General features: G+C 61.4%; 19 protein-coding genes. 11 read left to right on the top strand and 8 right to left on the bottom strand.

The window, feature by feature from the left end; all coding sequences use genetic code 11:
* The first annotated feature begins 330 nt into the window (after window positions 1-330).
* From lptF to rsmA, 6 genes are all read left to right on the top strand, one after another.
* Window positions 331-1,530, top strand: a complete 1,200-nt coding sequence (lptF, locus tag ACLKMW_RS02510; RefSeq protein WP_415723173.1) for an LPS export ABC transporter permease LptF — start codon at window positions 331-333, stop codon at window positions 1,528-1,530.
* Complete coding sequence (lptG, locus tag ACLKMW_RS02505) at window positions 1,527-2,615, top strand: LPS export ABC transporter permease LptG (RefSeq protein ID WP_415722804.1); 1,089 nt, start codon at window positions 1,527-1,529, stop codon at window positions 2,613-2,615. The genes lptF and lptG overlap by 4 nt, the downstream gene beginning before the upstream one ends.
* On the top strand, window positions 2,616-5,030 hold the full coding sequence (locus ACLKMW_RS02500) for an LPS-assembly protein LptD (protein ID WP_415722803.1): 2,415 nt from the start codon (window positions 2,616-2,618) through the stop codon (window positions 5,028-5,030). It begins immediately after the preceding gene.
* A 102-nt stretch (window positions 5,031-5,132) separates the two neighbouring features.
* Entirely contained in the window at window positions 5,133-6,065 is a 933-nt protein-coding gene (locus ACLKMW_RS02495) for a peptidylprolyl isomerase (protein ID WP_415722802.1), read from the top strand.
* A 6-nt stretch (window positions 6,066-6,071) separates the two neighbouring features.
* Window positions 6,072-7,100 (top strand): 4-hydroxythreonine-4-phosphate dehydrogenase PdxA, encoded by a 1,029-nt coding sequence (gene pdxA / locus ACLKMW_RS02490; protein ID WP_415722801.1) that lies wholly within the window; start codon window positions 6,072-6,074, stop codon window positions 7,098-7,100.
* Window positions 7,097-7,921 (top strand): 16S rRNA (adenine(1518)-N(6)/adenine(1519)-N(6))-dimethyltransferase RsmA, encoded by an 825-nt coding sequence (rsmA, locus tag ACLKMW_RS02485; protein ID WP_415722800.1) that lies wholly within the window; start codon window positions 7,097-7,099, stop codon window positions 7,919-7,921. Before pdxA ends, rsmA begins: the two co-directional genes overlap by 4 nt.
* A gap of 25 nt (window positions 7,922-7,946) precedes the next feature.
* On the opposite strand, the gene gmk is transcribed toward rsmA, so the two are convergent.
* From gmk to fabD, 7 genes are all read right to left on the bottom strand, one after another.
* Window positions 7,947-8,594, bottom strand: a complete 648-nt coding sequence (gene gmk, locus ACLKMW_RS02480) for a guanylate kinase (RefSeq protein WP_415722799.1) — start codon at window positions 8,592-8,594, stop codon at window positions 7,947-7,949.
* Between the two features lie 3 nt (window positions 8,595-8,597).
* Window positions 8,598-9,488, bottom strand: a complete 891-nt coding sequence (locus ACLKMW_RS02475; RefSeq protein WP_415723172.1) for a YicC/YloC family endoribonuclease — start codon at window positions 9,486-9,488, stop codon at window positions 8,598-8,600.
* Between the two features lie 53 nt (window positions 9,489-9,541).
* On the bottom strand, window positions 9,542-10,738 hold the full coding sequence (gene mltG, locus ACLKMW_RS02470) for an endolytic transglycosylase MltG (RefSeq protein WP_415722798.1): 1,197 nt from the start codon (window positions 10,736-10,738) through the stop codon (window positions 9,542-9,544).
* A gap of 79 nt (window positions 10,739-10,817) precedes the next feature.
* Complete coding sequence (fabF, locus tag ACLKMW_RS02465) at window positions 10,818-12,080, bottom strand: beta-ketoacyl-ACP synthase II (RefSeq protein ID WP_415723171.1); 1,263 nt, start codon at window positions 12,078-12,080, stop codon at window positions 10,818-10,820.
* 37 nt (window positions 12,081-12,117) lie between these two features.
* The gene (locus ACLKMW_RS02460) at window positions 12,118-12,354 is read right to left on the bottom strand and encodes an acyl carrier protein (protein WP_019170544.1); all 237 of its coding nucleotides are present in this window, start codon (window positions 12,352-12,354) and stop codon (window positions 12,118-12,120) included.
* A 197-nt stretch (window positions 12,355-12,551) separates the two neighbouring features.
* Entirely contained in the window at window positions 12,552-13,289 is a 738-nt protein-coding gene (fabG, locus tag ACLKMW_RS02455; protein ID WP_415722797.1) for a 3-oxoacyl-[acyl-carrier-protein] reductase, read from the bottom strand.
* A gap of 59 nt (window positions 13,290-13,348) precedes the next feature.
* On the bottom strand, window positions 13,349-14,290 hold the full coding sequence (gene fabD / locus ACLKMW_RS02450; protein WP_415722796.1) for an ACP S-malonyltransferase: 942 nt from the start codon (window positions 14,288-14,290) through the stop codon (window positions 13,349-13,351).
* Window positions 14,291-14,494: 204 nt separating this feature from the next.
* Between fabD and ACLKMW_RS02445 the strand changes: the two genes are divergently transcribed.
* A complete protein-coding gene (locus tag ACLKMW_RS02445; protein ID WP_415722795.1) occupies window positions 14,495-16,411 on the top strand; it encodes an LTA synthase family protein in 1,917 nt (638 codons plus the stop codon).
* A 28-nt stretch (window positions 16,412-16,439) separates the two neighbouring features.
* On the opposite strand, the gene ACLKMW_RS02440 is transcribed toward ACLKMW_RS02445, so the two are convergent.
* The gene (locus ACLKMW_RS02440) at window positions 16,440-18,113 is read right to left on the bottom strand and encodes a pilus assembly protein TadG-related protein (RefSeq protein WP_415722794.1); all 1,674 of its coding nucleotides are present in this window, start codon (window positions 18,111-18,113) and stop codon (window positions 16,440-16,442) included.
* Window positions 18,114-18,494: 381 nt separating this feature from the next.
* Between ACLKMW_RS02440 and rpsF the strand changes: the two genes are divergently transcribed.
* The 4 genes from rpsF (at window position 18,495) to ACLKMW_RS02420 (ending at window position 21,499) form a co-directional block, all read left to right on the top strand.
* Window positions 18,495-18,953, top strand: coding sequence for a 30S ribosomal protein S6 (gene rpsF / locus ACLKMW_RS02435; RefSeq protein ID WP_415723170.1), 459 nt, complete (start codon window positions 18,495-18,497; stop codon window positions 18,951-18,953).
* Window positions 18,953-19,201 carry a 30S ribosomal protein S18 gene (gene rpsR, locus ACLKMW_RS02430; protein ID WP_019170551.1) on the top strand — a complete coding sequence of 83 codons (249 nt, stop codon included), beginning with the start codon at window positions 18,953-18,955 and terminating at the stop codon, window positions 19,199-19,201. Before rpsF ends, rpsR begins: the two co-directional genes overlap by 1 nt.
* 227 nt (window positions 19,202-19,428) lie before the next feature.
* The gene (rplI, locus tag ACLKMW_RS02425; protein ID WP_415722793.1) at window positions 19,429-20,004 is read left to right on the top strand and encodes a 50S ribosomal protein L9; all 576 of its coding nucleotides are present in this window, start codon (window positions 19,429-19,431) and stop codon (window positions 20,002-20,004) included.
* A gap of 196 nt (window positions 20,005-20,200) precedes the next feature.
* A complete protein-coding gene (locus ACLKMW_RS02420; RefSeq protein ID WP_415722792.1) occupies window positions 20,201-21,499 on the top strand; it encodes a class I SAM-dependent methyltransferase in 1,299 nt (432 codons plus the stop codon).
* Window positions 21,500-21,518 lie beyond the last annotated feature (19 nt).

Genomic DNA, 21,518 nt, shown 5'->3' with positions numbered 1-21,518 from the left:
TCAAGGACGATACTGGTTGGCATGTGCGGCGCGACATTTCGCCGTTTTGCAGCATTTGGCAAGTCGAACGCCGGTTCATACATCAGGAGTTCGCTTCGCCTCGCTTGCCTGCTAAGAATCGCCCGATTCGCCGTTAACGATTGATTAACCAGATTTCTTGGCGGTTTCTTAGCCAGTTTTGTCGAGACTCGATCATGCGCCGGAATGCCGAAACGGATCGGGAACCCAGAGCGGGCCGGTTGTGCTGCCGCGGGGGCGTCGATAGTTTTCGCCGGGGTCGGCAGTGGCATGGGCCGCCAAAACGACCAGAACAACGGAATTTCGCGGCGCATGAAGGTCGTTGAACGCTACATTTTCAACCGAACGCTCGCAGTCTTCGTGGCGGCCTTGTTCTGGACGCTCGCCATCGTCTGGACCACGCAGGTGCTGGCGCGCATCGATCTCGTTACCGACAGCGGTCAATCTGCATTGACCTTCTTCGAGATCGCCACCCTCATTCTCCCCTCGATCATCCCAATCGTAGTGCCGTTCGCGCTCATCATCGCCGTTGCCCAGACACTGAGCATGATGAACACGGATTCGGAACTTGTGGTGATCAGCGCCGCCGGCAATTCGCGATGGACGGTCGCGCGTCCGATCATCATTCTGGCGCTTCTGGCCAGCGCTTTTTCCTTTGCGGTGGACAATGGCGTCGATCCTTATGCGCGCGAGCGCGGGCGTGAGCTCGTTGCGGCGGCGCGCGCCGACCTCCTGTCGCTGATCATCCAGGAAGGCACGTTCCGCAAGGTCGATGAAGGCCTGTTCGTACAGATCGGCAAGCGTCTTCCTGATGGCCGGCTCGGCGGCATCTTTGTCGCCGATTCCCGCCAGGAAGGCATCGATCTGGTCTATTACGCCAAGACCGGAGCGGTGGTTCAGAAAGAGGAAGGCAGCGTGCTGGTGATGGCCGACGGAGTGGTCCATCGCGAAACGCCGGGCGGCGACATCTCCGTCATCCGCTTCACATCCTATGCCTTCGATCTTTCGGCGTTCTCCTCCGCCGCCGACGAAATCACCATGTTCCCGAAGGACCGGACGATCGCCTATCTGATAAACCCCGATCCGAACGACAAACTTTATCAGGCCAAGCCCCAATCCTTCCGGGCCGAGCTGCACCGGCGCTTCACCGAATGGGTCTATCCGCTGGTTTTTGCCCTTATCGGCCTGGCGGTTGCCGGTGATGCCCGCTCGCACCGCGAAAGCCGCATTCATCCGTTGCTTACGGCTGTCACCATCGCCCTCTTCGTTCGCTGGCTCGGTTTCTTCGTGACCAACCAGGCGCAGACGTCGGCCCTGTTTGCGCCGCTGGCCTATGCGGTTCCGATAGTGGCTTCTCTCGTCGCAATCGGCTTTATTCGCAGCAACCGCACCATGGAACTGCCGTTCGCCTGGGTTGAACGCCTGGCCGCGACGCGCCAGTTCGCCCTCCGTACCGCAAGTTTCTGGCCTTGGCTGACACGGCGCTTCGGGGCAGGCCGAGGGGCGGCGTGATGGGCTGGACACTCGGACGCTATTTCTTTCTTCGATACGCGGTGATCACGACGTGGTTTTTCGTCGGCATTTATGCGCTGGTCTTCCTCATCGATTTCACCGAATTTTCCAGCCGGACGTCGGGCCTACCGAACTTCACCTTCACCGCCGCGCTCGCCGTCTCGGCGCTGCGCGTGCCCATGATCATGCAGCAGACGGTCCCCTTCGTGGCACTTTTTGCAGCAATGGCGACGCTGATCTCGCTCAACCGCAAATACGAGCTGGTGATCGCCCGCTCGGCCGGCATTTCCGCGTGGCAATTCCTGAGGCCGGCCTGCATCGGCGCGCTTCTGTTCGGCATGCTGACCGTCGGCATTCTCAATCCGCTCGCCGCCTGGGGGCTGATGCGCTCCGAATACCTCGAAACGGATATCCGCTCCGGCACGTCCAACGCCGTCTCCGCTTTTTCGGCGCCCTGGATTCGCCAGAAGACCGACACGACAGACACGATCATCGGCGCACGCGCGGTTCTCAACGGCGGGCTCGAACTCTCCGACGCGGTGTTTTTCGAGCTTGACGAGGCTGGCGACATCGCCGAGCGCAAGGATGCCAAACGTGCCGTTCTGCGCGATGGGTACTGGGAGCTTACCGAGGTCAGGCGCTTCCGTGAGGGCAGCCGGCCGGAAACTCTCGACAGCGACCGGATCGCCACCAACCTGAAGCCGGAATTCGTGCAGGAACGGCTCGCAAGGCCGGAAACGATCCCGTTTTTCGACCTGCCCGGCAAGATCGAGGTCGCCCGCTCGTTCGGGCTCAGCGCCAACGCCTTCGCCATGCAATTCCATTCTCTGGTGGCATTGCCGTTGCTTCTTGTCGCAATGACGCTTATCGCCGCCACCGTCTCGATGCGCTTTGCGCGGATGGGACAGTCGTCGACAATGATTCTGGGTGGCGTCCTTGCGGGCTTTCTGCTTTATGTCGTTTCTGTTCTCGTCAAAGCGTTCGGGAATGCCGGATTCGTTCCACCTTTTGTGGCGGCCTGGCTTCCGGTGATCGTGGCGATGTTTTTCGGGGTGACATTCCTGCTATATAGGGAAGACGGGTAAGTGGGGGCCGCAGTGATATCAGCCCGCAAATCGGCACGGGTGACGCGCCTTTATGGCGCGACCGCCTTGGCTTGCCTGTTTGCCTGCGCAGCGCCCGTGCCGTTCGCATTCGGGCAGGAAGTGGGCGACCTCGCCGAGAGCGTGCCGGCCGGCTCTCAGATGCTGCTCGAAGCCGACACGCTGGTTTACGACAACGATCAGAACACGGTCACGGCAGTCGGCGGCGTGCAGATCGACTATGGCGGCAACCGGCTGGTGGCGCAGCGCGTGGCTTACGACCGCAAGACCTCACGCCTGATCGCAAGCGGCAATGTCGAGATCATCGATAGCAGCGGCACCAAGATCTACTCCGACGAAATCGACATTACCGACGACTTTGCCAACGGCTTCGTCAATGCATTGCGGGTCGAAACCGTCGACAAGACCTATTTCGCGGCCGAAAGCGCCGACCGTCGCGGCGGCGTGCTCACCACCTTCAACAACGGCGTCTACACCGCCTGCGCCCCCTGCGAGGCAAAGCCCGACAAGGCGCCGATCTGGCGCATCAAGGCAAGAAAGATCATCTGGGACGGCAAGGAAAAGACGGTGCGATTCGAAAAGTCGCGCTTCGAGTTCTTTGGCTTCCCGATTGCCTATCTGCCGGCCTTCGAGATCGCCGATCCGACGGTGAAGCGCAAGAGCGGCTTCCTGTTTCCGTCCATCAGTTCCAAGTCGGAGCTCGGGGTCGGAATCTCCGTTCCCTACTATTTCGCGCTTTCGCCAACCTACGACCTGACGGTGACCGGCACCGGCTACACCAAGCAGGGCTTCCTCGGAGAGGCCGAATGGCGCCAGCGCTTCAACAATGGCGAGTACAGCCTGAAGATCGCCGGCATCCGCCAGAACCAACCTGAGGCCTTCAACGCCAACACCGTCAATTCAGGGCCAGACGACGATCCGAACCGCTTCCGCGGAATGTTCGGCAGCAAGGGCAATTTCAATATCAACCCGCGTTGGGCCTTCGGCTGGAAAGTGCTCGCGCAAACCGACAAGAATTTCTCCTATACCTACGATATCGACGGCTACAGCGAATATGTCCATCGCTCGGAGACCTATCTGACCGGCCTAAACGACCGGAACTATTTCGATCTGCGTGCAATGAAGTTCCAGGTGCAGGAAGACTATCTGGATACCGATCCGAACGCGCGCAACGACAAGCAGGCCTGGGTCCTGCCCTCATTCGATTATTCCTTCACGCCGGATGAGCCGGTGTTCGGCGGAGAGCTCAATTTCGACGTCAACGCGCGCTCCGTCCACCGCTCGGCACTGGACGTCGCTTTCAGCACTCCGTTCGTTCCAGATTCTGGCGTCGAACGGGTTCGCGGCATAGACGGCAACTCGACACGCTTGACTGCCGAAGCTGAATGGAAGCGCTCCTTCATCACCGATGGCGGCCTGGTGATGACCCCGCTGCTGGCCTTCCAGTCGGACGCGTCCTACGTCAACCAAACCCAGGCGTCGGTCGACGCGATCAACGACATGGCTTCGCATCAAAGCGTTGCGGCGGACACGCGATCCGCTTTCTACCGCGCTATGGCGACTGCCGGCCTCGAGCTTCGCTGGCCGGTTCTGTTCTCCTCCAGCAGCGCTTCGCACATCCTGGAACCGATGGCACAGGTGTTCGCGCGTCCGGACGAGGCCTATGCGGAGTCGCTTGGCATCCCGAACGAGGATGCGCAAAGCTTCGTCTTTGACGCCACGACACTGTTCGAGCGCGACAAGTTTTCCGGTTACGACCGCATCGAGGGCGGCTCGCGAGCCAATATCGGCCTGCAGTATTCAGGCGCCTACGCGAACGGCTGGACGACGAACGCACTCTTTGGTCAGTCCTACCATCTGGCGGGCCGCAACTCCTTCGATTCACCGGATCTGGTCAATGTCGGGGCGGCCTCGGGGCTTGAGACGGACACGTCCGACTTTGTCGGTCTTGCCGGGTTCTCGGCGCCGTTCGGCCTTTCCGCCTCCGCCAGCGCACGGCTCGACGAGCAGACTCTGGAATTGCGGCGGGCGGAACTGCGGGCGGCCTACGGCGCCGGCCCGATTTCCGTTTCCACTCGCTATGCCTTCATCCAGGCCCAGCCGCTTTATGGCTTCGCCACCGACCGGCATGAGATCACCGTTGGAGGTTCCGCGCGCTTCCACGAGAACTGGCGGGCCTTCGGCTCGGCTACCTACGATTTCGAATCCAGCGTGCTGACCAGTGATTCGATCGGCTTCGCCTATGATGACGAATGTTTCTCCTATGCGCTGACGATGACGACCAGGCGCGACTCGAATCCGATCGAGAGCGCCAGAAACGACGACGAGCGCACGTTCGGCTTCAACATATCGTTCCGCACGATCGGCGATTTCGGGTCGGCAAGTTCCAACTTCTAGTCGGTGAATTTGGACACGGGGGCTCAGAGTCATGCTTTCGCCGCATATAATGGGCATCCAGAGGCTGTTATCCCCAGGGAATTGGACACGAGGATCGATAATATGATTTCGATCAGGAAATACCTGTTTTCCGCGAGCGTCGCGGTGCTTGTCTGCCTGAGTGCAGTTCCGGCGGTAACGCCGCAAGCCCATGCCAGCGAAATCAAGTATGTGGTCAATAACGTCGCCATCACCAGCTATGACATCCAGCGACGCGCGGCATTTCTGAGGCTTCAGAACCGCAAGGGCAATCTCACGAAGCTTGCCGCCGACGAAATGATCGAACAGACGCTGCGGGTCGCCGAGATCAAACGTCTTGGCATAAAGATTTCGGATCAGCAGATCGATGACGCCTTCAAGCGGTTTGCCAACAGCAACAAGATGTCGGCGTCGCAGATGTCGGGAATGCTGCAGCAGGCAGGCGTCACCGCCGAGCATTTCAAGGGATTCATCGGCGCGCAGATGGGCTGGAACCAGGCGCTGTCGGCGCGCTATCGGGCGCAGGGCGGCACCATGAGCGAACAGGATGTCGTGCGGCGCATGCTCGAACAGGGCGGCAGCAAGCCTTCCGCCACCGAATATATGCTGCAGCAGGTCATCTTCGTCGTTCCGGCCAAGGAGCGCGGCTCGATCGGCAAGCGCAAGCGTGAAGCCGAGGCAATGCGCGCGCGCTTCAACGGCTGCGAAAGCACCCGGCAATTCGCCAAGGGTCTGATCGACGTGACGGTGCGCGATCTTGGCCGCGTCTTGGCCCCGGAACTGCCGCCCGAATGGGCTGACCAGATCAAGAAGACCAAGACGGGCGGCGCCACCGGCGTACGCGAAACCGAGCGCGGCGTCGAATTCATCGGCATCTGCAGCGCGCGCGAAGTGTCCGATGACAAGGTCGCCAAGATGGTTTTCCAGTCCGAAGGCAGCAAGGACGATCAGGGCGAGGAAATGAGCAAGAGATACATTGCCGAGTTGCGGGAAAAAGCCCGCATCGTCGAAAGATAAGCTGTTGTGGGCGGCAAGGGCGAAGCGCGACCTCTTGCGCTGACAGCGGGCGATCCTTCGGGGATCGGCCCTGAAATCGCCATTGCGGCATGGCTGTCCCGGGCCGAGAGCGGCGTGCCGCCATTCTATCTGCTTGCCGACCCGGCGCTGATCGCGGTGCGCGCCCGGCTGATTGGCGCTGATCTCCGTATCGAGAAAACATCTCCGGCTGAGGCTGCAGGCATCTTCGCGGAGGCGCTGCCGGTGGTTCCGCTCGCTGCCCGCTCCATTGACGGGCCCGGCAAACCCGAGACCGCCAATGCGGCAGGCACTATCGAGGCGATCGACCGCGCGGTTGCGGATGTGTTTTCAGGTGTTGCTGCTGCCGTTGTCACCGCACCGATCGCCAAGAAGCCGCTCTATGATGCGGGATTCCGTTTCCCCGGTCATACGGAATATCTCGCTCATCTTGCCGAACAGAGGATCGGCGGCAATATCATGCCGGTCATGATGCTGGCGGGACCGGAGCTTCGCGCAGTGCCGGTCACCATCCATATTCCTCTGGCAGACGTTCCGGCATCATTGACGACGGAATTGATCCTCCGCACCGCTCGCATCACGGCACATGACCTTCGCACGCGCTTCGGCATCGCCGAGCCGAGACTTGCCCTTTCCGGTCTCAATCCGCATGCGGGCGAAGGCGGTGCGATGGGCAGGGAGGACGATACTGTCATCCGCCCCGCCGTGGAGACCCTGCGCAGCGAAGGCATCGAAGCTTTCGGTCCCCTCCCCGCCGACACGATGTTCCACGCCCGCGCCCGCGCCGGCTACGATGCGGCAGTCTGCATGTACCACGATCAGGCACTGATCCCGGCCAAGGCATTGGCCTTCGACGAGACAGTCAACGTTACCCTCGGACTGCCCTTCATCCGCACGTCACCGGACCACGGCACCGCGTTTGACATCGCCGGCAAAGGCATCGCCCGGCCCGACAGCCTGCTTGCCGCGCTCCGGCTCGCCCGGCACCTCGCCGACACCCAAGACCGCGCGGCATGAGCCTCGACGGGCTGCCGCCGCTGCGCGAGGTGATCGAGCGACATGGCCTCCAGGCCAAGAAGTCGCTCGGCCAGAATTTTCTGCTCGACCTCAATCTCACCGGCAAGATCGCCCGCACCGCCGGCGACTTGAGCACGACGACCGTACTCGAGGTCGGGCCCGGTCCCGGCGGGCTCACCCGCGCCCTGCTCGCCAATGGCGCGGCGCGGGTGGTCGCGATAGAGCGCGACGAGCGCTGCCTTGCAGCGCTTGCCGACATAGCGGCGCACTATCCCGGCCGCCTCGAAATTATCTCAGGGGATGCACTGAAGACCGATTTCGCGACACTCGCCAACGGCGCACCAGTGAAGATCGTCGCCAACCTGCCCTACAATATCGGCACCGAGCTGCTGATCCGCTGGCTGACAGGGCCCGTATGGCCCCCGTTCTACGCATCGATGACGCTGATGTTCCAGAAAGAGGTCGCCCAGCGCATCGTCGCCAGGCCGGGCAGCGAGGCCTATGGCAGGCTCGGCGTGCTTGCCGGCTGGCGCACCGAGGCACGAATTGCCTTCGACGTGCCGCCCCAAGCCTTCACGCCACCTCCCAAGGTCACGTCCTCGGTTGTTCAGCTACTGCCGCGCGAAAACCCGCTGCCGGCCGATGTGCGCACGCTCGGGCGCATAACCGAAGCGGCTTTCGGGCAGCGCCGTAAAATGCTCCGGCAGAGCCTGAAGGGGATCGAGGGTATGCGCCTGCTGGAAGCCACCGGAATCGACGGTACACGCCGCGCCGAGACGCTGGACATCGCCGAATTTGTCGCGCTGGCGAACGCGGTTTAGGGCGACAGCCGCTTACGCGACCGGCTCACACTTTCTCGTCGAGCAATTCGGTGACAAAGTCGAACAGCCCCGCTCGGCGATCACGGCGCAGACGTTCGGCGGTCACGATAGCGCGCACCTCATCGAACGCCTGATTGAGATCGTGGTTGATGACAACGTAGTTGTATTCACGCCACTGCTCGATCTCTACCCGCGCATTCTCCAGCCGCTTTTCGATCACCTCATCGGAATCCTCGGCACGACGCTTCAGCCGAGCCTTCAGCTCCTTCATCGAGGGCGGCAGGATGAAGATCGAAACGATGTCGCCCCGCAGCTTTTCCTTAAGTTGCAGGGCCCCCTGCCAATCGATGTCGAACAGCATGTCGCGCCCTTCGGCCATCGCTTTTTCAGCCGGCTCGCGCGGCGTGGCGTAGAAATTGCCGTGGACCTCCGCCCATTCCAGCAAGGCGTCGTTATCGCGCAGAATCTCGAATTCGCGCTGGCTGCGAAAATGATAGTGGACGCCTTCGATCTCGCTGCCGCGCCGCGCCCGCGTGGTGACGCTCACCGATAGTTCCAGGCCGGGATCACTCTCCAGCAGATTGCGTGCGATGGTCGATTTTCCCGCGCCCGAAGGCGAGGAAAGAACCAGCATCAGGCCGCGACGACGGATGACGGGATGGCCGACGCTCATATGTTACTCCAGATTTTGAACCTGCTCGCGAAACTGATCGACCACTGCCTTCAGTTCCAGGCCGATTGCGGTGACCGTTGCCGCATTGGATTTCGAGCAGAGCGTGTTTGCTTCCCGATTGAACTCCTGCGCCAGGAAGTCAAGCTTGCGTCCGATGGCGCCGCCGCCGGCAAGCAGCGATCGGCTTGAGGCGACATGCGTTTTCAGTCGATCGATTTCCTCGCGGATATCGGCCTTGGTCGCCAGAAACGCCGCCTCCTGGTGCAGCCGCAACTCATCGAGATTGGCCGATGCGTCCAGGAGCAAGGCGACCTGTTCTGCGATTCTAACACGAATGACGGCGGGATCCCGCGACGGATCGGCTTCGGCTCTCTTCGTCAGCGCCTCGATCGCGTCGATCTGGCCGGCAAGCAGAACCTCCAGCGCTGCCCCCTCGGCCTCGCGCGCCTGTTTCAACCCGTTCAAAGCGGCATCCAGAACGCCAAGCACGGCGGCATCGTAACCTGCCCGCGCTTCCTCGGTCTCGTTGGTTTCCGGCACCTCAAGCACGCCGCGCAGCGCCAGCAGCCCGTCGGCGCTCGCGGGGGCTGCGCCGAACTGCTCCTGCAAGCGTTGCGCCAGGCCGGCCAGATCCTTAAGAAACGCCTCGTTGACCACCGGCAGCACATTCTGGCCAGCGGCGCGGACCACGTTCAGCGTCGCCTGTATGTTGCCGCGATGAAATCGCTTCTGAATTGCCTGCCGAACGGGCTGTTCCAGCCGCTCCTGCCCCTGCGGAAGCCGCAGTCGCGCCTCGACCGCCTTGCCGTTCACCGATTTGAGTTCCCAGACGATCGCAGCACCTTCGTGCTCGCCCGCGGCGCGCGAAAAACCCGTCATGCTCTGCAAGGCCAAGTGCGCGCCCCTCATATCCGTCTTTCCCCGCACGGCCGCGTTGCGACCATGCGCTATTGGGCGGTATTCGTCTTCGTCTCACCCGCTTCGCCAGCACCGGCGGCGGCCTTTTCAGCTTCTTCCGCCTGCTTCTTCTGCACGGCGCGCCAACGCGCCACGTTCTCATTGTGCTCTTCGAGTGTCTTGGCGAAGACGTGGCCACCGGTGCCATCGGCGACGAAATAAAGATCATCGGTCCGTGACGGATTGGCGACCGCCTCCAGCGAAGCGCGGCCTGGATTGGCAATCGGCGTCGGCGGCAGACCGTTGATGGTATAGGTGTTGTACGGCGTCGGCTTCTCGATGTCCGAGCGGTAGATCGCACGATCCGTCGGCTTTCCCTTGCCGCCGTAGAGACCGTAAATGATGGTCGGATCGGACTGCAGCCGCATATTCTTCTCAAGGCGATTGAGGAACACGGCAGCGACGCGCGAGCGCTCATCGCCGCGCGCCGTTTCTTTCTCCACGATCGATGCAAGGATCACGAATTCATCGATGCTGGCCAATGGCAGGTCGGGGCTGCGCCGTGCCCAGACTTCCTCCACCAGTTCCTTTTGATGTGCGAGCATCTTGTCGACGATCTGCTGACGCGTGGCGCCGCGCGTGAAGCGCTGGGTGTCGGCGGCAAGGCTACCCTCGGGCGGCAACGTCGACGGCATGTCGCCGGTTAGCGCCTCATGCTCGGCAATTCGCTGGAATGCCTGTTCGACCGTCAGTCCCTCGGGTATGGTCAGCGAATACATCACCGACTTTCCGCTCTTCAGCAGTTCCATGATGTCGCGCATCGAGGCGCCGGCCTTGATCTCGTATTCACCGGCCTTCAACGTCGATTCGTTGCCATAGGCGCCCACGCCCAGGCGGAAAACGCGCGCATCGCTGATCAGCCCACGCCGCTCAAGCTGTCCGGCAATCTCCCCAACGCCCGAATTCGGCTTCACCAGGAAAGTGGTGTCGGTGGTCGACGGGCCTTGTCCGTCGAACTCCCGCTTGCCGAGGTAGACGATGGCGCCGGCCGCCAACACTACAAGGATGACCAGCGACAGCATGAAATTCAGGAACACGACGAACTGGTTGCGCGAGGCGCGCGAGCGGCTTCGGGCGGGAGGCGGCGTTCCGGCTTCCGGCCGCAGGGCTTCGCTGGCAGTCTTCGGCACGATCGGCTTCGGCGTTTCGGCGCGTGTGCCGAATGTCTCTCCCACAGAATCGTTCATGGCGCCTCGATGTGTTCTGTGCGTCAAATCCCCACTAAACTAGGGATGAATAAGGCAAAATTCGCGACGAAACCCCGTTTCAGCCATTGTAGCGCTGGAAAACCAGCGATGCATTGGTTCCGCCGAATCCGAAGGAATTGGAAAGCGCCACGTCGATCTGGCGCGCACGTGGCTTGTGCGGCACAAGGTCGACCGCCGTCTCGCGCTCGGGGTTGTCGAGATTGATGGTCGGTGGGGCGATGTTGTCGCGGATAGCGAGGATCGAAAAGATTGCTTCCGCAGCGCCCGCCGCGCCCAACAGATGGCCGATCGACGATTTCGTCGAAGACATCGAAACCTTCGAAACCGCATTGCCGACAAGGCGCTCGACCGCGCCAAGTTCGATCGTGTCGGCCATGGTCGAGGTGCCGTGCGCGTTGATGTAGTCGATGTTGCCGGGGGACAGATTGGCTCGCTTCAGCGCCGCCGTCATGCAGCGGAACGCGCCGTCACCGTCCTCAGCGGGCGCGGTGATGTGATGAGCATCGCCCGTCAGCCCGTAACCGCTGATTTCGGCGTAGATCTTGGCGCCGCGCGCCTTGGCGTGCTCCAATTCTTCCAGAACCAGAACGCCGGCGCCCTCGCCCATGACGAAGCCGTCGCGGTCGCGATCATAGGGGCGCGAGGCCTGCTGAGGCGTGTCGTTGCGCTCGGTGGAAAGCGCCTTGCAGGCGGCAAAGCCGGCCAGCGAAAGACGCGTGACCGGCGCCTCGGCGCCACCGGCCAGCATCACGTCGGCATCGCCGAACATGATCAGCCGCGCCGCATCGCCGATCGCATGGGCGCCGGTCGAGCAGGCGGTCACAACCGCATGGTTCGGTCCCTTGAGTCCGTGCCGGATCGAAACCTGGCCGGAAACGAGATTGATGATGTTGCCGGGAATAAAGAACGGGCTGATGCGGCGCGGACCACGCTCCCGCAGAATCATCGCGTTCTCGGCGATGCCCTCGATGCCGCCGATGCCGGAGCCGATCATTACGCCGGTGGCAAACTGCTCCTGCGGCGTCTTCGGCTCCCAGCCGGAATCCCTCAGCGCCTCGTCGGCGGCCGCGATCCCGTAAAGGATGAAGTCGCCGATCTTGCGCAATTCCTTCGGCTCCAGAAAAGCCTCGGGATTGAACGTGCCGTCACTGCCGTCGCCACGCGGAATCACATGCGCGATCTTGCAAGGCAGATCGTCGACATCGAACTCGGTCACCCGCTTTGCGGCGCTGATGCCGGACAATAGCTGCTTCCAGCCATGCTCGACGCCCACGCCGAAAGGCGAAAGCAAACCCATGCCAGTGACGACGACACGCCGCATCATGGTACTCGCAGAACGCTGACGGGAGGCCGGTAAATCAGGCCGAAGCCTTGTCGATGTATTTCACCGCGTCGCCGACCGTCAGAATAGTTTCGGCAGCATCGTCGGGAATTTCCACGCCGAATTCTTCTTCGAACGCCATGACGAGTTCAACCGTATCAAGGCTGTCGGCGCCCAGATCATCGATGAAGCTCGCCGCTTCCGTTACCTTGTCGGCTTCGACGCCAAGATGTTCGACAACGATCTTCTTGACGCGTTCTGCGGTGTCACTCATTTGGGCATCCTCGTCCTTTGTTTGTCCGTCTTCGTTAGCCGCACGAATGCCGCTAATCAAGCTGAAAGATGTTCCTTCGAGGAACCAAACGGCAGCCGCAACATGCTTGCCGGCCCCGCTTGAAGGGCGGCATTACACGAAAAGCAACCGCCGTCCAATGTGGAAAACGCCTCATCCACTGCCGTGGAAAGGCAGGCTCAGATCATCGCCATGCCGCCGTTGACGTGGATGGTCTGACCGGTGACGTATGCGGCCTCATTCGACGCGAGATAGACGACTGCGGACGCAACCTCATCGCCTGTTCCCATGCGCTTCGAGGGAATCGCGGCCATGATCGCTTCTTTCTGCTTGTCATTCAGCTTGTCGGTCATGGCTGATTCGATGAAGCCCGGCGCCACGCAGTTTACCGTCACATTGCGCGTGGCGATTTCCTGGGCGAGCGATTTGGAGAAGCCGATCAGCCCGGCCTTGGAGGCGCAGTAATTCGCCTGTCCAGGATTTCCTGTCACGCCAACCACGGAACTGATGTTGATGATGCGGCCATTGCGGCGGCGCATCATCGGATGGGTGAGTTCACGCGTCAGCCGGAACACGGCGGTCAAATTGACCTCGAGCACCGCGTCCCAATCGGCGTCCGACATGCGCACGAACAGCCCGTCACGGGTGATGCCGGCATTATTGACGAGTATGTCCACTCCCTCGAGTTCGGCTTCCGCCTTCTGGCCGAGCGTCTTGACCTCATCGCGGTTCGACAGGTTGGCCGGGAAGATCTTCACCCGCTCGCCCAGCTCGCCGGCCAGGGCTTCGAGCTTCTCGACCCGCGTCCCATGCAGACCGACCGTTGCGCCCTGCGCATGCAGCGCACGCGCCACCGCCTCGCCAATACCGCCGGTCGCCCCGGTCACAAGCGCCTTGCGGCCGCTCAGATCAAACATCTTTCGACTCCCATTCCTGAGCACACCCTTCCACGGGGAGGGTCTTCAATCTCGATCGTTCAGGCAAGCGCGGCAACAGCAGCATCGGCATCGGCGGGACTGTTGACCGCAGCCGTCGCGATTTCCTTGTTGATGCGGCGGGCAAGCCCCGACAGCACCTTTCCCGCACCTACTTCATAAAGTGTGGCGACTCCGTTGGCGCCGAACCACTCGACGGTTTCGCGCCAGCGCACACGGCCGGTCACCTGCTCGACGAGCCGGGCGGCGATCTCGTCGGGATCGCTCAGCGGCGTCACCGCGACATTCGAAACGACCGGCACCAACGGCACATTCTTCTTCACGCCGGCCAACGCTTCGCGCATTGCCTCGGCGGCCGGCGCCATGAGGGCCGAATGGAAGGGAGCCGACACCTGGAGCATCAGTGCGCGCTTGGCGCCTTTTTCGGTGCAGAGCCTTGCCGCCAGCTCAACTGCCGCCTTTGAACCGGAGATCACGAACTGACCGCCGCCATTGTCGTTGGCGATCTGGCAAACCGAACCTTGCGCGGCCTCCTCACAGGCGGCTTCCACATCCGCTTGTTCCAGGCCGATGATCGCCGCCATCGCTCCCTCGCCGACCGGCACCGCCGCCTGCATCGCATCGCCGCGAATGCGAAGCAGCCGCGCCGCGTCTGCGATCGAAAACATTCCCGCGGCGGCGAGTGCGGAATATTCGCCGAGCGAGTGGCCGGCGACATAGGCCACCTTGTCCTTCAACACGAGGCCGCTCGCTTCCAGCGCGCGGATCGCCGCCATCGAGACGGCCATGAGCGCGGGCTGGGCGTTGGCGGTCAGCGTCAGGACATCTTCCGGTCCTTCCCATATGAGGCGCGACAGCTTCTCGCCGAGCGCGTCGTCCACTTCCTCGAATACGGCTCGCGCCTGCGGAAAGGCATCCGCCAGATCCTTGCCCATGCCGATGGCCTGGCTGCCCTGTCCGGGAAAGGTGAATGCGACGGCCATGATCGTGCTCCGGTTTCTGACTGAGGCCGTGTGGCGCAAGCGCGGTCGGGAAGTCAAGGCCGCACGGCCATACAACTCACTCAACCTGCTTCAAAAAAACACTCGAAAACCCTGCCTCTTCTCAATTTCACCACACGCGCTAGATTTTGTGACGGTTAAATGACAGTTAGATGACGTTTCCGTTTGGCGTTCGAGGGTCTTGAGTTGGCAAATCCGACTGCTTCTTCGCAGGATACCTCTACCGTCGCCCAATCCGGCGATGGCCGCAAAGGCGCGGTCATCGCACTTCGAGCGGCTGGCACGGCGGCACTGACGCTGCTGATTTCGGCCCTCCTGGTGTTTTCCGTCGAACTCATCGTACGCGGCTCGCTTTCCGAAACGCTGCTGTTCTTCCAGCAGCCTTTCCGCCCCGGCTGGACGACCGTGCTGTTGTTTGCGCTTCTGCTCGTCTTTCTCGACGCATTGCTCGGGCGCGCGCATCACGCGCTGCTGGTGGTGGCGCCGCTCGCCTTGTTCCTGGCCTTTGTCGGCCATCAGAAGTCACTTTATCTCGGCGATCCGCTCTATCCGACCGACTTTCTATATGCGCGGCAAATCGTGGAACTGATGCCGCTGCTGGTAAGCGAGCGCCCGGTCACCGCCGTTTTGTTCACGCTCGGCGGCCTGGCCTCGGTCGTCCTGCTCATCGTCGCATGGCGCTTCTGGCGGCGACGGTTTCCGGCGCTGTCGTTTCGCGGCCGCATGACGCGCCTTGTCGTGGCGCTGCCGGCGCTGCTGTTTTTCGGCTCGATCATGGACTACGCCACTTTTTCGTGGGCGCGCGACCGGCTGCAGATCATCCCGATGATGTGGGACCAGAAGGAGAACTACAGCAGCAACGGCTTTGCCATCGCCTTTGCCCTCAATGTGCCGATGGCCAAGGTTTCGGCACCTCAGGGCTATTCGGCCAAGGCGATCGAGGCAATTGCGCGGCCCGAAGCTGCCTTGCCCGTCCTGCCGCCCGAACGGCCCGACATCATCATTGTGATGAACGAATCCTTCTGGGACCCGACACGCCTACCCGGCATTTCGATCACGCCGGACCCGATCGCGAATGTCCGTTCGCTGCAATCCGGCCATGTGTTTTCGCCTGAGTTCGGCGGCATGACCGCCAATGTCGAGTTCGAGGCGCTGACCGGATTTTCCAATGCCTTCCTGCCTTATGGCAGCATTCCCTATCAGCAATATGTGCGTCGTCCGATGCCGTCGCTCGCGACCTTCCTCAAGGGCGAAGGCTATGAAACGAAGGCCATCCACCCCTTCTCCGGCTGGTTCTGGAACCGCGCGCCGGTCTACAAGGCCTTCGGCTTCGACAGCTTTCTTTCGGTCGACGAACTGCCGCCGCTAGCCAACCGCGGCCGACTCGTATCGGACGAAGCTCTGACCGAAGAGATCATCCGCGAGGCCGAGCGCATCGACCGGCCGTTCTTCCTGTTCGCGGTGACCTTGCAGAATCACGGCCCTTATGAGCCCGGGCGCTACGCGCAGACCACCCATAGGGTGGACGGGGCGCCGAGCAAATCCGCGCACGATGCGATTCTGAGCTACGCCGAAGGCGCGTCGGACGGCGACAAGAGCCTTGCACGTCTGATCGAGTGGGCAAAGCAGCGCACGCGGCCGACAATCATCGCGATGTTCGGCGACCATCTGCCGCCGCTCGGATCCACCTATGTGGAAACCGGGTTCATGAAGGAAAATGTCGCCAAGCGCAAAGCGCCGCTCGCCGAGATGAGCGTGCAGCACGAAACACCATTGGTCATCTGGTCGAACCGCGACGGGCCGGTCGAGAATCTCGGGTCGATCAGCCCGTCTTTCCTGCCGCTGCACGTGCTGAGATCGGCCGGCATCAGCCATCCCTATTATACAGGTTTTCTTGGAGCGGTGAGCGAGCGCTACCGCGTCATCGATCGCAACATGCTGGTGACGCCCGATGACCGCCCGACGCCTGACTGGTCGCGCGCCAAGAAGATCGATCCGGCAATCCGCGACTTCCGCCTGCTTCAGTACGACATGATGTTCGGCAAGCACCACGGTGCCGAAACCTTCTTCCCGAAACCGCCGGTGCTTCCCGAAACGATCTGATCGGGTCGGCAGACGTTGCCGTCGCCGGTCAGTTCGTTACGTAAAGCTGCGAGATTGAGAAGGCGATGTTCTTGAACGCGTCCTTGAGCTGAGCCTGGTCCTTGGTCGGATAGTAGTTCGCCGGCGTGGTGGCGCATTCGCTGTAGAGCTTCCGGTTGGCCGCGGTATCGGCCCCAAGCACCACGGTAAAGACGCGCACGTTCTGGTTCTTCAGCTGCGTACACATCGTCTTGGTCAGCGTGTTGACGTTCGTCAGGGCCTGGTTGCGACTGGTCGAGCCCATTCGATTCGTATCGAGATAATTGTATGAGCCGTAGTCGGATTTGTTGATTTTGGCGCCCGAGGCACCGAACACGTTATTTTCGCCATCGGTGAAAACCACGACCACCTTCGAGGTTTCTTCCGAGTCAAACGGATCGCCCTGCGTATAGGGCTCGCCGGGAGACAGAACACGAAAGCCCCACGCCAGGCCCTCAGACACATTAGTGCCAGAGCCATTCCAGTAGACCATCTTGCCGATTTCGGTCTTGAGCTTGGCAAGGTCGCTGGTCAGCGGGACGATCGGCGTCGGACAGGCGTAATTCGGGCCACTGGTGAGCGGAGCCACCGTGCTGATGTAGACTTCCTTCGTCGGCTTTTCTTTCACATTCGTATATTTGGTCAGAGACTCCTGGCGGTCCCTGTCCGATGTGCCATTCGGCACCAAATCGTGGAGGTAAGTGTTGTTGTATACGCTGCCGCTGTTGGCAGCCTTGGCGGCATTGCCCGGCTCATCCGGCGCGAAATAAGGCACGAACAACGTTTCATATTTCGGTTTAGGTCCGTTCGGGTCGATCTGAAACTCATTCAGCTGATCGGGCGGCGTATCATTCAAATTGAGTGAATGGGCCATATCCGGCACACCGAACGCATCGAATTTGGAAGGCCGCGCTTCCACGCAACCCTTCCAGTCAACCTGGGGGTTGGCGGTTGGATAGTCAGGATTGAGCCTAAGGAAGAGATCCCAGTGGCCGACACGGTTGCCATCGGCGTCACGCGCGAAATTCTCGCCATTCTTGCTGGGGTCGTCCTTTGGTATGACTCTTCTCTTATCGATCCACCATTCCTTGAAACCCTCGCCCTTGATGTTCACTGCGGTGACAAAGGGAACCAGCGCCGCGCGAATTTCACGCTCGGGCCTGTCGGCTTTCTCCTTTTCGAGCGTCTCGATCAGGCTTGTCGCCGCTTCCCGCAACGCCTTCATGTTACTGGCCCCCATCGAGCCCGTATTGTCGAGCACGAGGGCTACTTCTAGTTTCGCGGTCGATTCATAGGCGCTGGAGGTTACCGATACGCGTGCGCTCTGGCCGAAGATGAAAGCGAAATTCAGCGCCACGTCGGCGTGAGCCGTGGCCGAGGTCCTGATGGAATTTACGCCCGGCTCCACCTTCAGATCGGCTTCGGCATTCGCAAGATCATGCCTGCCCTCGACATTCGCGGCAAAATAGCCGTCGAAGGCGTCTTGTCGGGAAACGGATCTGTCCGACAGCCGCGAGGCGGCAAGCACCGCCGCGTCCAGCGCGTTCTGCAGGTTCGATTTGGCCGTCATCAGGTTGGAGACATCGAGCGCCAGGCCGACGCTGGTGAGAACCACTGGAAGCGTCACGGCAAACATCATGGCGAAGTTGCCGCTTTCCGAACGCCAGAAGCGTTTGACGAGCATCGTTGACCCCCGAAATTGCCCTATCGAGCGAGTTGATGCGCCGTCATGATGAAAATATCCTTGATTTCTCCCCTTGCGACGGCACAGCCTTGTCAGGTGGTTAAGGATCGGTTCGCAAAGCAATTGGCGCGGACCTTGTCTTCTCGCCAGAATACTGTATAGAGCCGCCCATCTGCCGGTCCCAGCTGGGGGCTGAACGGAGGGCCGGAGGTTTTCGCAAGAAGACCGCCGTAGCGAAGCCGGATGTGCTTCCGTCTCCCGTGTCTCCGCTCTCGACCGTCTCGTCATGCGCCTTTCTTCCCCGTTTTCGGGTCAAAGAGAAGTTGCAGAGGCTTTAGCCGCCGGGAACCGGACAGGGAAACGAAGAAAGGCATGAGAACAATGGCTCTTTACGAACATGTGTTTCTTGCCCGCCAGGACCTCTCGCAGCAGCAGGTCGACGCGCTTGTCGAACAGTACAAGGGTGTCATCGCCTCGCATGGTGGATCGGTCGGCCGGGTCGAGAACTGGGGACTGAAGTCCCTCACCTACCGCGTCAAGAAAAACCGCAAGGCCTACTACACGCTGATGGACCTTACCTGTCCGCCGGCCGCGCTCGACGAGATGGAACGGCAGATGAGTCTTTCCGAAGACGTTCTGCGCTTCATGACCGTCAAGGTCGAAGCCCATGAGGAAGGCCCCTCCGCCATGATGCAGAAGCGCGAAGAGCGCGGTGAGCGTGGTGACCGCGGCTTCGGCGACCGTCCGAATCGCGGCTTCGGCGATCGTGATCGTGGTGGCGACCGCGGTGACCGCGGCCCGCGCCGTCCGCGCGAAAGCGCTGAAGGAGGAGCAGAATAATGGTCGACATCAACCAGATCCCGACCCGGCGTCCGTTCCATCGTCGCCGCAAGACCTGCCCGTTCTCCGGGGCCAATGCGCCGAAGATCGACTACAAGGATGTGCGGCTTCTGCAGCGCTACATTTCCGAGCGCGGCAAGATCGTGCCGTCGCGCATCACCGCCGTCAGCCAGAAGAAGCAGCGCGAGCTCGCCAAGGCGATCAAGCGCGCCCGTTTCCTCGGCCTGCTGCCCTACGTGGTGAAGTAACGAGGCGCGGCCACGCGCCGCGCATGAATAGCTAAGCGGGCGGCGCGCCGCCCGCCCCCCTTCCCGCGACGGGCGCGGGTTTCGGGCACATCAAATCCCGGGTTGGGAACCCCTGATTGGCTCCCTAACTGCCTCACCGGCAGGACAGCGACCGAGGCGCCTGGCGCCACCCTTAGCTTCCTGCCTGTTTTCCGCCATTCGTGGCGACCTTCGAAAGGAACAGAACAATGGAAGTCATTCTGCTCGAACGCATTGCCCGCCTCGGCCACATGGGCGACGTCGTCAAGGTCAAGGACGGCTTCGGCCGCAATTTCCTTTTGCCGCAGGGCAAGGCGCTGCGCGCCAACGAAGCCAACAGGAAGAAGTTTGAAGGCCAGCGCGCCCAGCTCGAGGCCCGCAACAGCGAGCGCCGCACGGAAGCGCAGGAGATCGCCGAGCGCCTGGACGGCAAGACCTTTATCGTGGTGCGCTCCGCCGGCGAAACCGGCCAGCTCTACGGCTCGGTGTCGACGCGCGATATCGCCGAGATCATCACCGCCGAAGGCTTTTCCGTCAGCCGCACGCAGGTCGAGCTCAATCATCCGATCAAGACCATCGGCCTGACCAATGTCGCGATTTCGCTGCATCCGGAAGTCGAGGTCACGATCACCCTGAACATCGCGCGCACCGCCGACGAAGCCGAGCGGCAGGCCAAGGGCGAAAAGCTTGATTCGGCGGAAGCCATCTATGGCGAAGACATCAACGAGAATGCGCGTCCGGAGAACTTCTTCGACCCGAACGAAGCCGAAGGCGAGGAAGCCTGATCACGCTTTAAGACATAAACAGTTCAAAATTGAACTGGACCAAAGCCCGGGCCACGCACCCGGGCTTTTTCATGGCGACTGGAACTATTGAAGCCGTGGCGCTTTGACGCAAGATAGGCCACTCTTATTTCTGGAGCGGATGGAAGCGTGGAGGGCTTTCGTTGGCATGCCGCTCTAACTTATTGAGGGCAACGCCATGAATATCCTGCTGCGACGCATCGTCGAACGCCTGGTTCGGACCGGCAATCTCAAAATCACCGGCCCTGACGGCGGGCATCATCAATTCGGGGACGGCAGCGGCGATCCCGTACATGTGGTGATCCGGACCAAACGGGCAGCGCGCGCCATCGCGCTCGATCCGATGCTGGCGTTGCCGGAAGCCTTCATGGACGGCGAACTCGACGTGGTCGAGGGCGATATTCTCGGTCTTCTGCGCATCGCCTACGAAAACATGGGACCACACGGCACCGTCGAGGCAGCCTGGACCAAGGCCGTGGAGGGCATGCGCCGCGCCTTCCGCCGACTTTATCAGCTGAACACGACCGGGCGTTCCAAGCGCAACGTTCAGCGCCATTATGACCTTTCGGGCGAGATGTATAAGCTCTTCCTCGACGAGGACATGCAGTATTCCTGCGCTTATTTCGAGCGGCCGGACATGACGCTCGAAGAAGCGCAGCTTGCCAAGAAGCGGCATATCGCAGCGAAGCTTCGCATGCAGCCGGGCCAGAGCGTTCTGGATATAGGTTCCGGCTGGGGCGGCCTCGGTCTTTATCTGGCGAGAACCTTCGAGGCTGAGGTGCTCGGCGTGACGCTTTCAACCGAACAACACGCGGTTTCAACCGACCGCGCGCGCGCCGAAGGGCTCGACAACCATGCGCATTTCGAGATTCGCGACTATCGCAACCTGACCGAACGCTTCGATCGCATCGTTTCGGTCGGCATGTTCGAGCATGTCGGTGTCAATCACTACCGCACTTACTTCGAAAAATGCGCGCAGCTTCTCAAGCCCGACGGCGTCATGGTGCTGCACTCGATCGGGCGCAGCGGGCCGCCCTGCGCCACCAACGCCTTCATTCGCAAGCATATCTTCCCCGGTGGCTACATCCCCGCACTTTCCGAGGTGCTGCCGGTGATCGAAAAATCCGGACTGATGGTCGCTGATATCGAAATTCTGCGGCTGCACTATGCGGAGACGCTGAAGAACTGGCGAGCGCGTTTCATGGCCAACCGCGAACGCGCCAAGGAGATCTACGACGAGCGTTTCTGCCGCATGTGGGAATTCTACCTGGCGGGCTCCGAAGCGGCGTTCCGCTGGCAGGACCTGATGGTTTTCCAGATCCAGCTAACCCGCCGCAACGATATCGTGCCGCTGACCCGCGACTATATCGGCAAATGCGAAAAGACGCTTGCCATGCACGAGGCCGCACATGAGCCGCGAGCGCAACCTGCCCGCAAGCAGCGCGCGCAAAAGCGGATTTCCGAAAAAGGCAAATAAGCTAGCGTTTTTCGGCGCC

Origin of the sequence: Borborobacter xinjiangensis (genome assembly GCF_047739745.1) — a bacterium.
Lineage (GTDB): Bacteria > Pseudomonadota > Alphaproteobacteria > Rhizobiales > Rhizobiaceae > Pseudaminobacter.
The sequence above is the reverse complement of the archived record's forward strand: the minus strand, read 5'-3'. Positions and strand labels throughout refer to the sequence as shown.

Coding starts and splice junctions, on each gene's coding strand:
- ACLKMW_RS02495 (WP_415722802.1), top strand. CDS start 5,133: ATGATTTCGATCAGGAAATACCTGTTTTCCGCGAGCGTCGCGGTGCTT.
- ACLKMW_RS02440 (WP_415722794.1), bottom strand. CDS start 18,113: ATGCTCGTCAAACGCTTCTGGCGTTCGGAAAGCGGCAACTTCGCCATG.
- rplI (WP_415722793.1), top strand. CDS start 19,429: ATGGAAGTCATTCTGCTCGAACGCATTGCCCGCCTCGGCCACATGGGC.
- lptF (WP_415723173.1), top strand. CDS start 331: ATGAAGGTCGTTGAACGCTACATTTTCAACCGAACGCTCGCAGTCTTC.
- rsmA (WP_415722800.1), top strand. CDS start 7,097: ATGAGCCTCGACGGGCTGCCGCCGCTGCGCGAGGTGATCGAGCGACAT.
- fabG (WP_415722797.1), bottom strand. CDS start 13,289: ATGTTTGATCTGAGCGGCCGCAAGGCGCTTGTGACCGGGGCGACCGGC.
- gmk (WP_415722799.1), bottom strand. CDS start 8,594: ATGAGCGTCGGCCATCCCGTCATCCGTCGTCGCGGCCTGATGCTGGTT.
- fabD (WP_415722796.1), bottom strand. CDS start 14,290: ATGGCCGTCGCATTCACCTTTCCCGGACAGGGCAGCCAGGCCATCGGC.
- rpsR (WP_019170551.1), top strand. CDS start 18,953: ATGGTCGACATCAACCAGATCCCGACCCGGCGTCCGTTCCATCGTCGC.
- rpsF (WP_415723170.1), top strand. CDS start 18,495: ATGGCTCTTTACGAACATGTGTTTCTTGCCCGCCAGGACCTCTCGCAG.
- ACLKMW_RS02420 (WP_415722792.1), top strand. CDS start 20,201: ATGAATATCCTGCTGCGACGCATCGTCGAACGCCTGGTTCGGACCGGC.
- fabF (WP_415723171.1), bottom strand. CDS start 12,080: ATGCGGCGTGTCGTCGTCACTGGCATGGGTTTGCTTTCGCCTTTCGGC.
- ACLKMW_RS02460 (WP_019170544.1), bottom strand. CDS start 12,354: ATGAGTGACACCGCAGAACGCGTCAAGAAGATCGTTGTCGAACATCTT.
- mltG (WP_415722798.1), bottom strand. CDS start 10,738: ATGAACGATTCTGTGGGAGAGACATTCGGCACACGCGCCGAAACGCCG.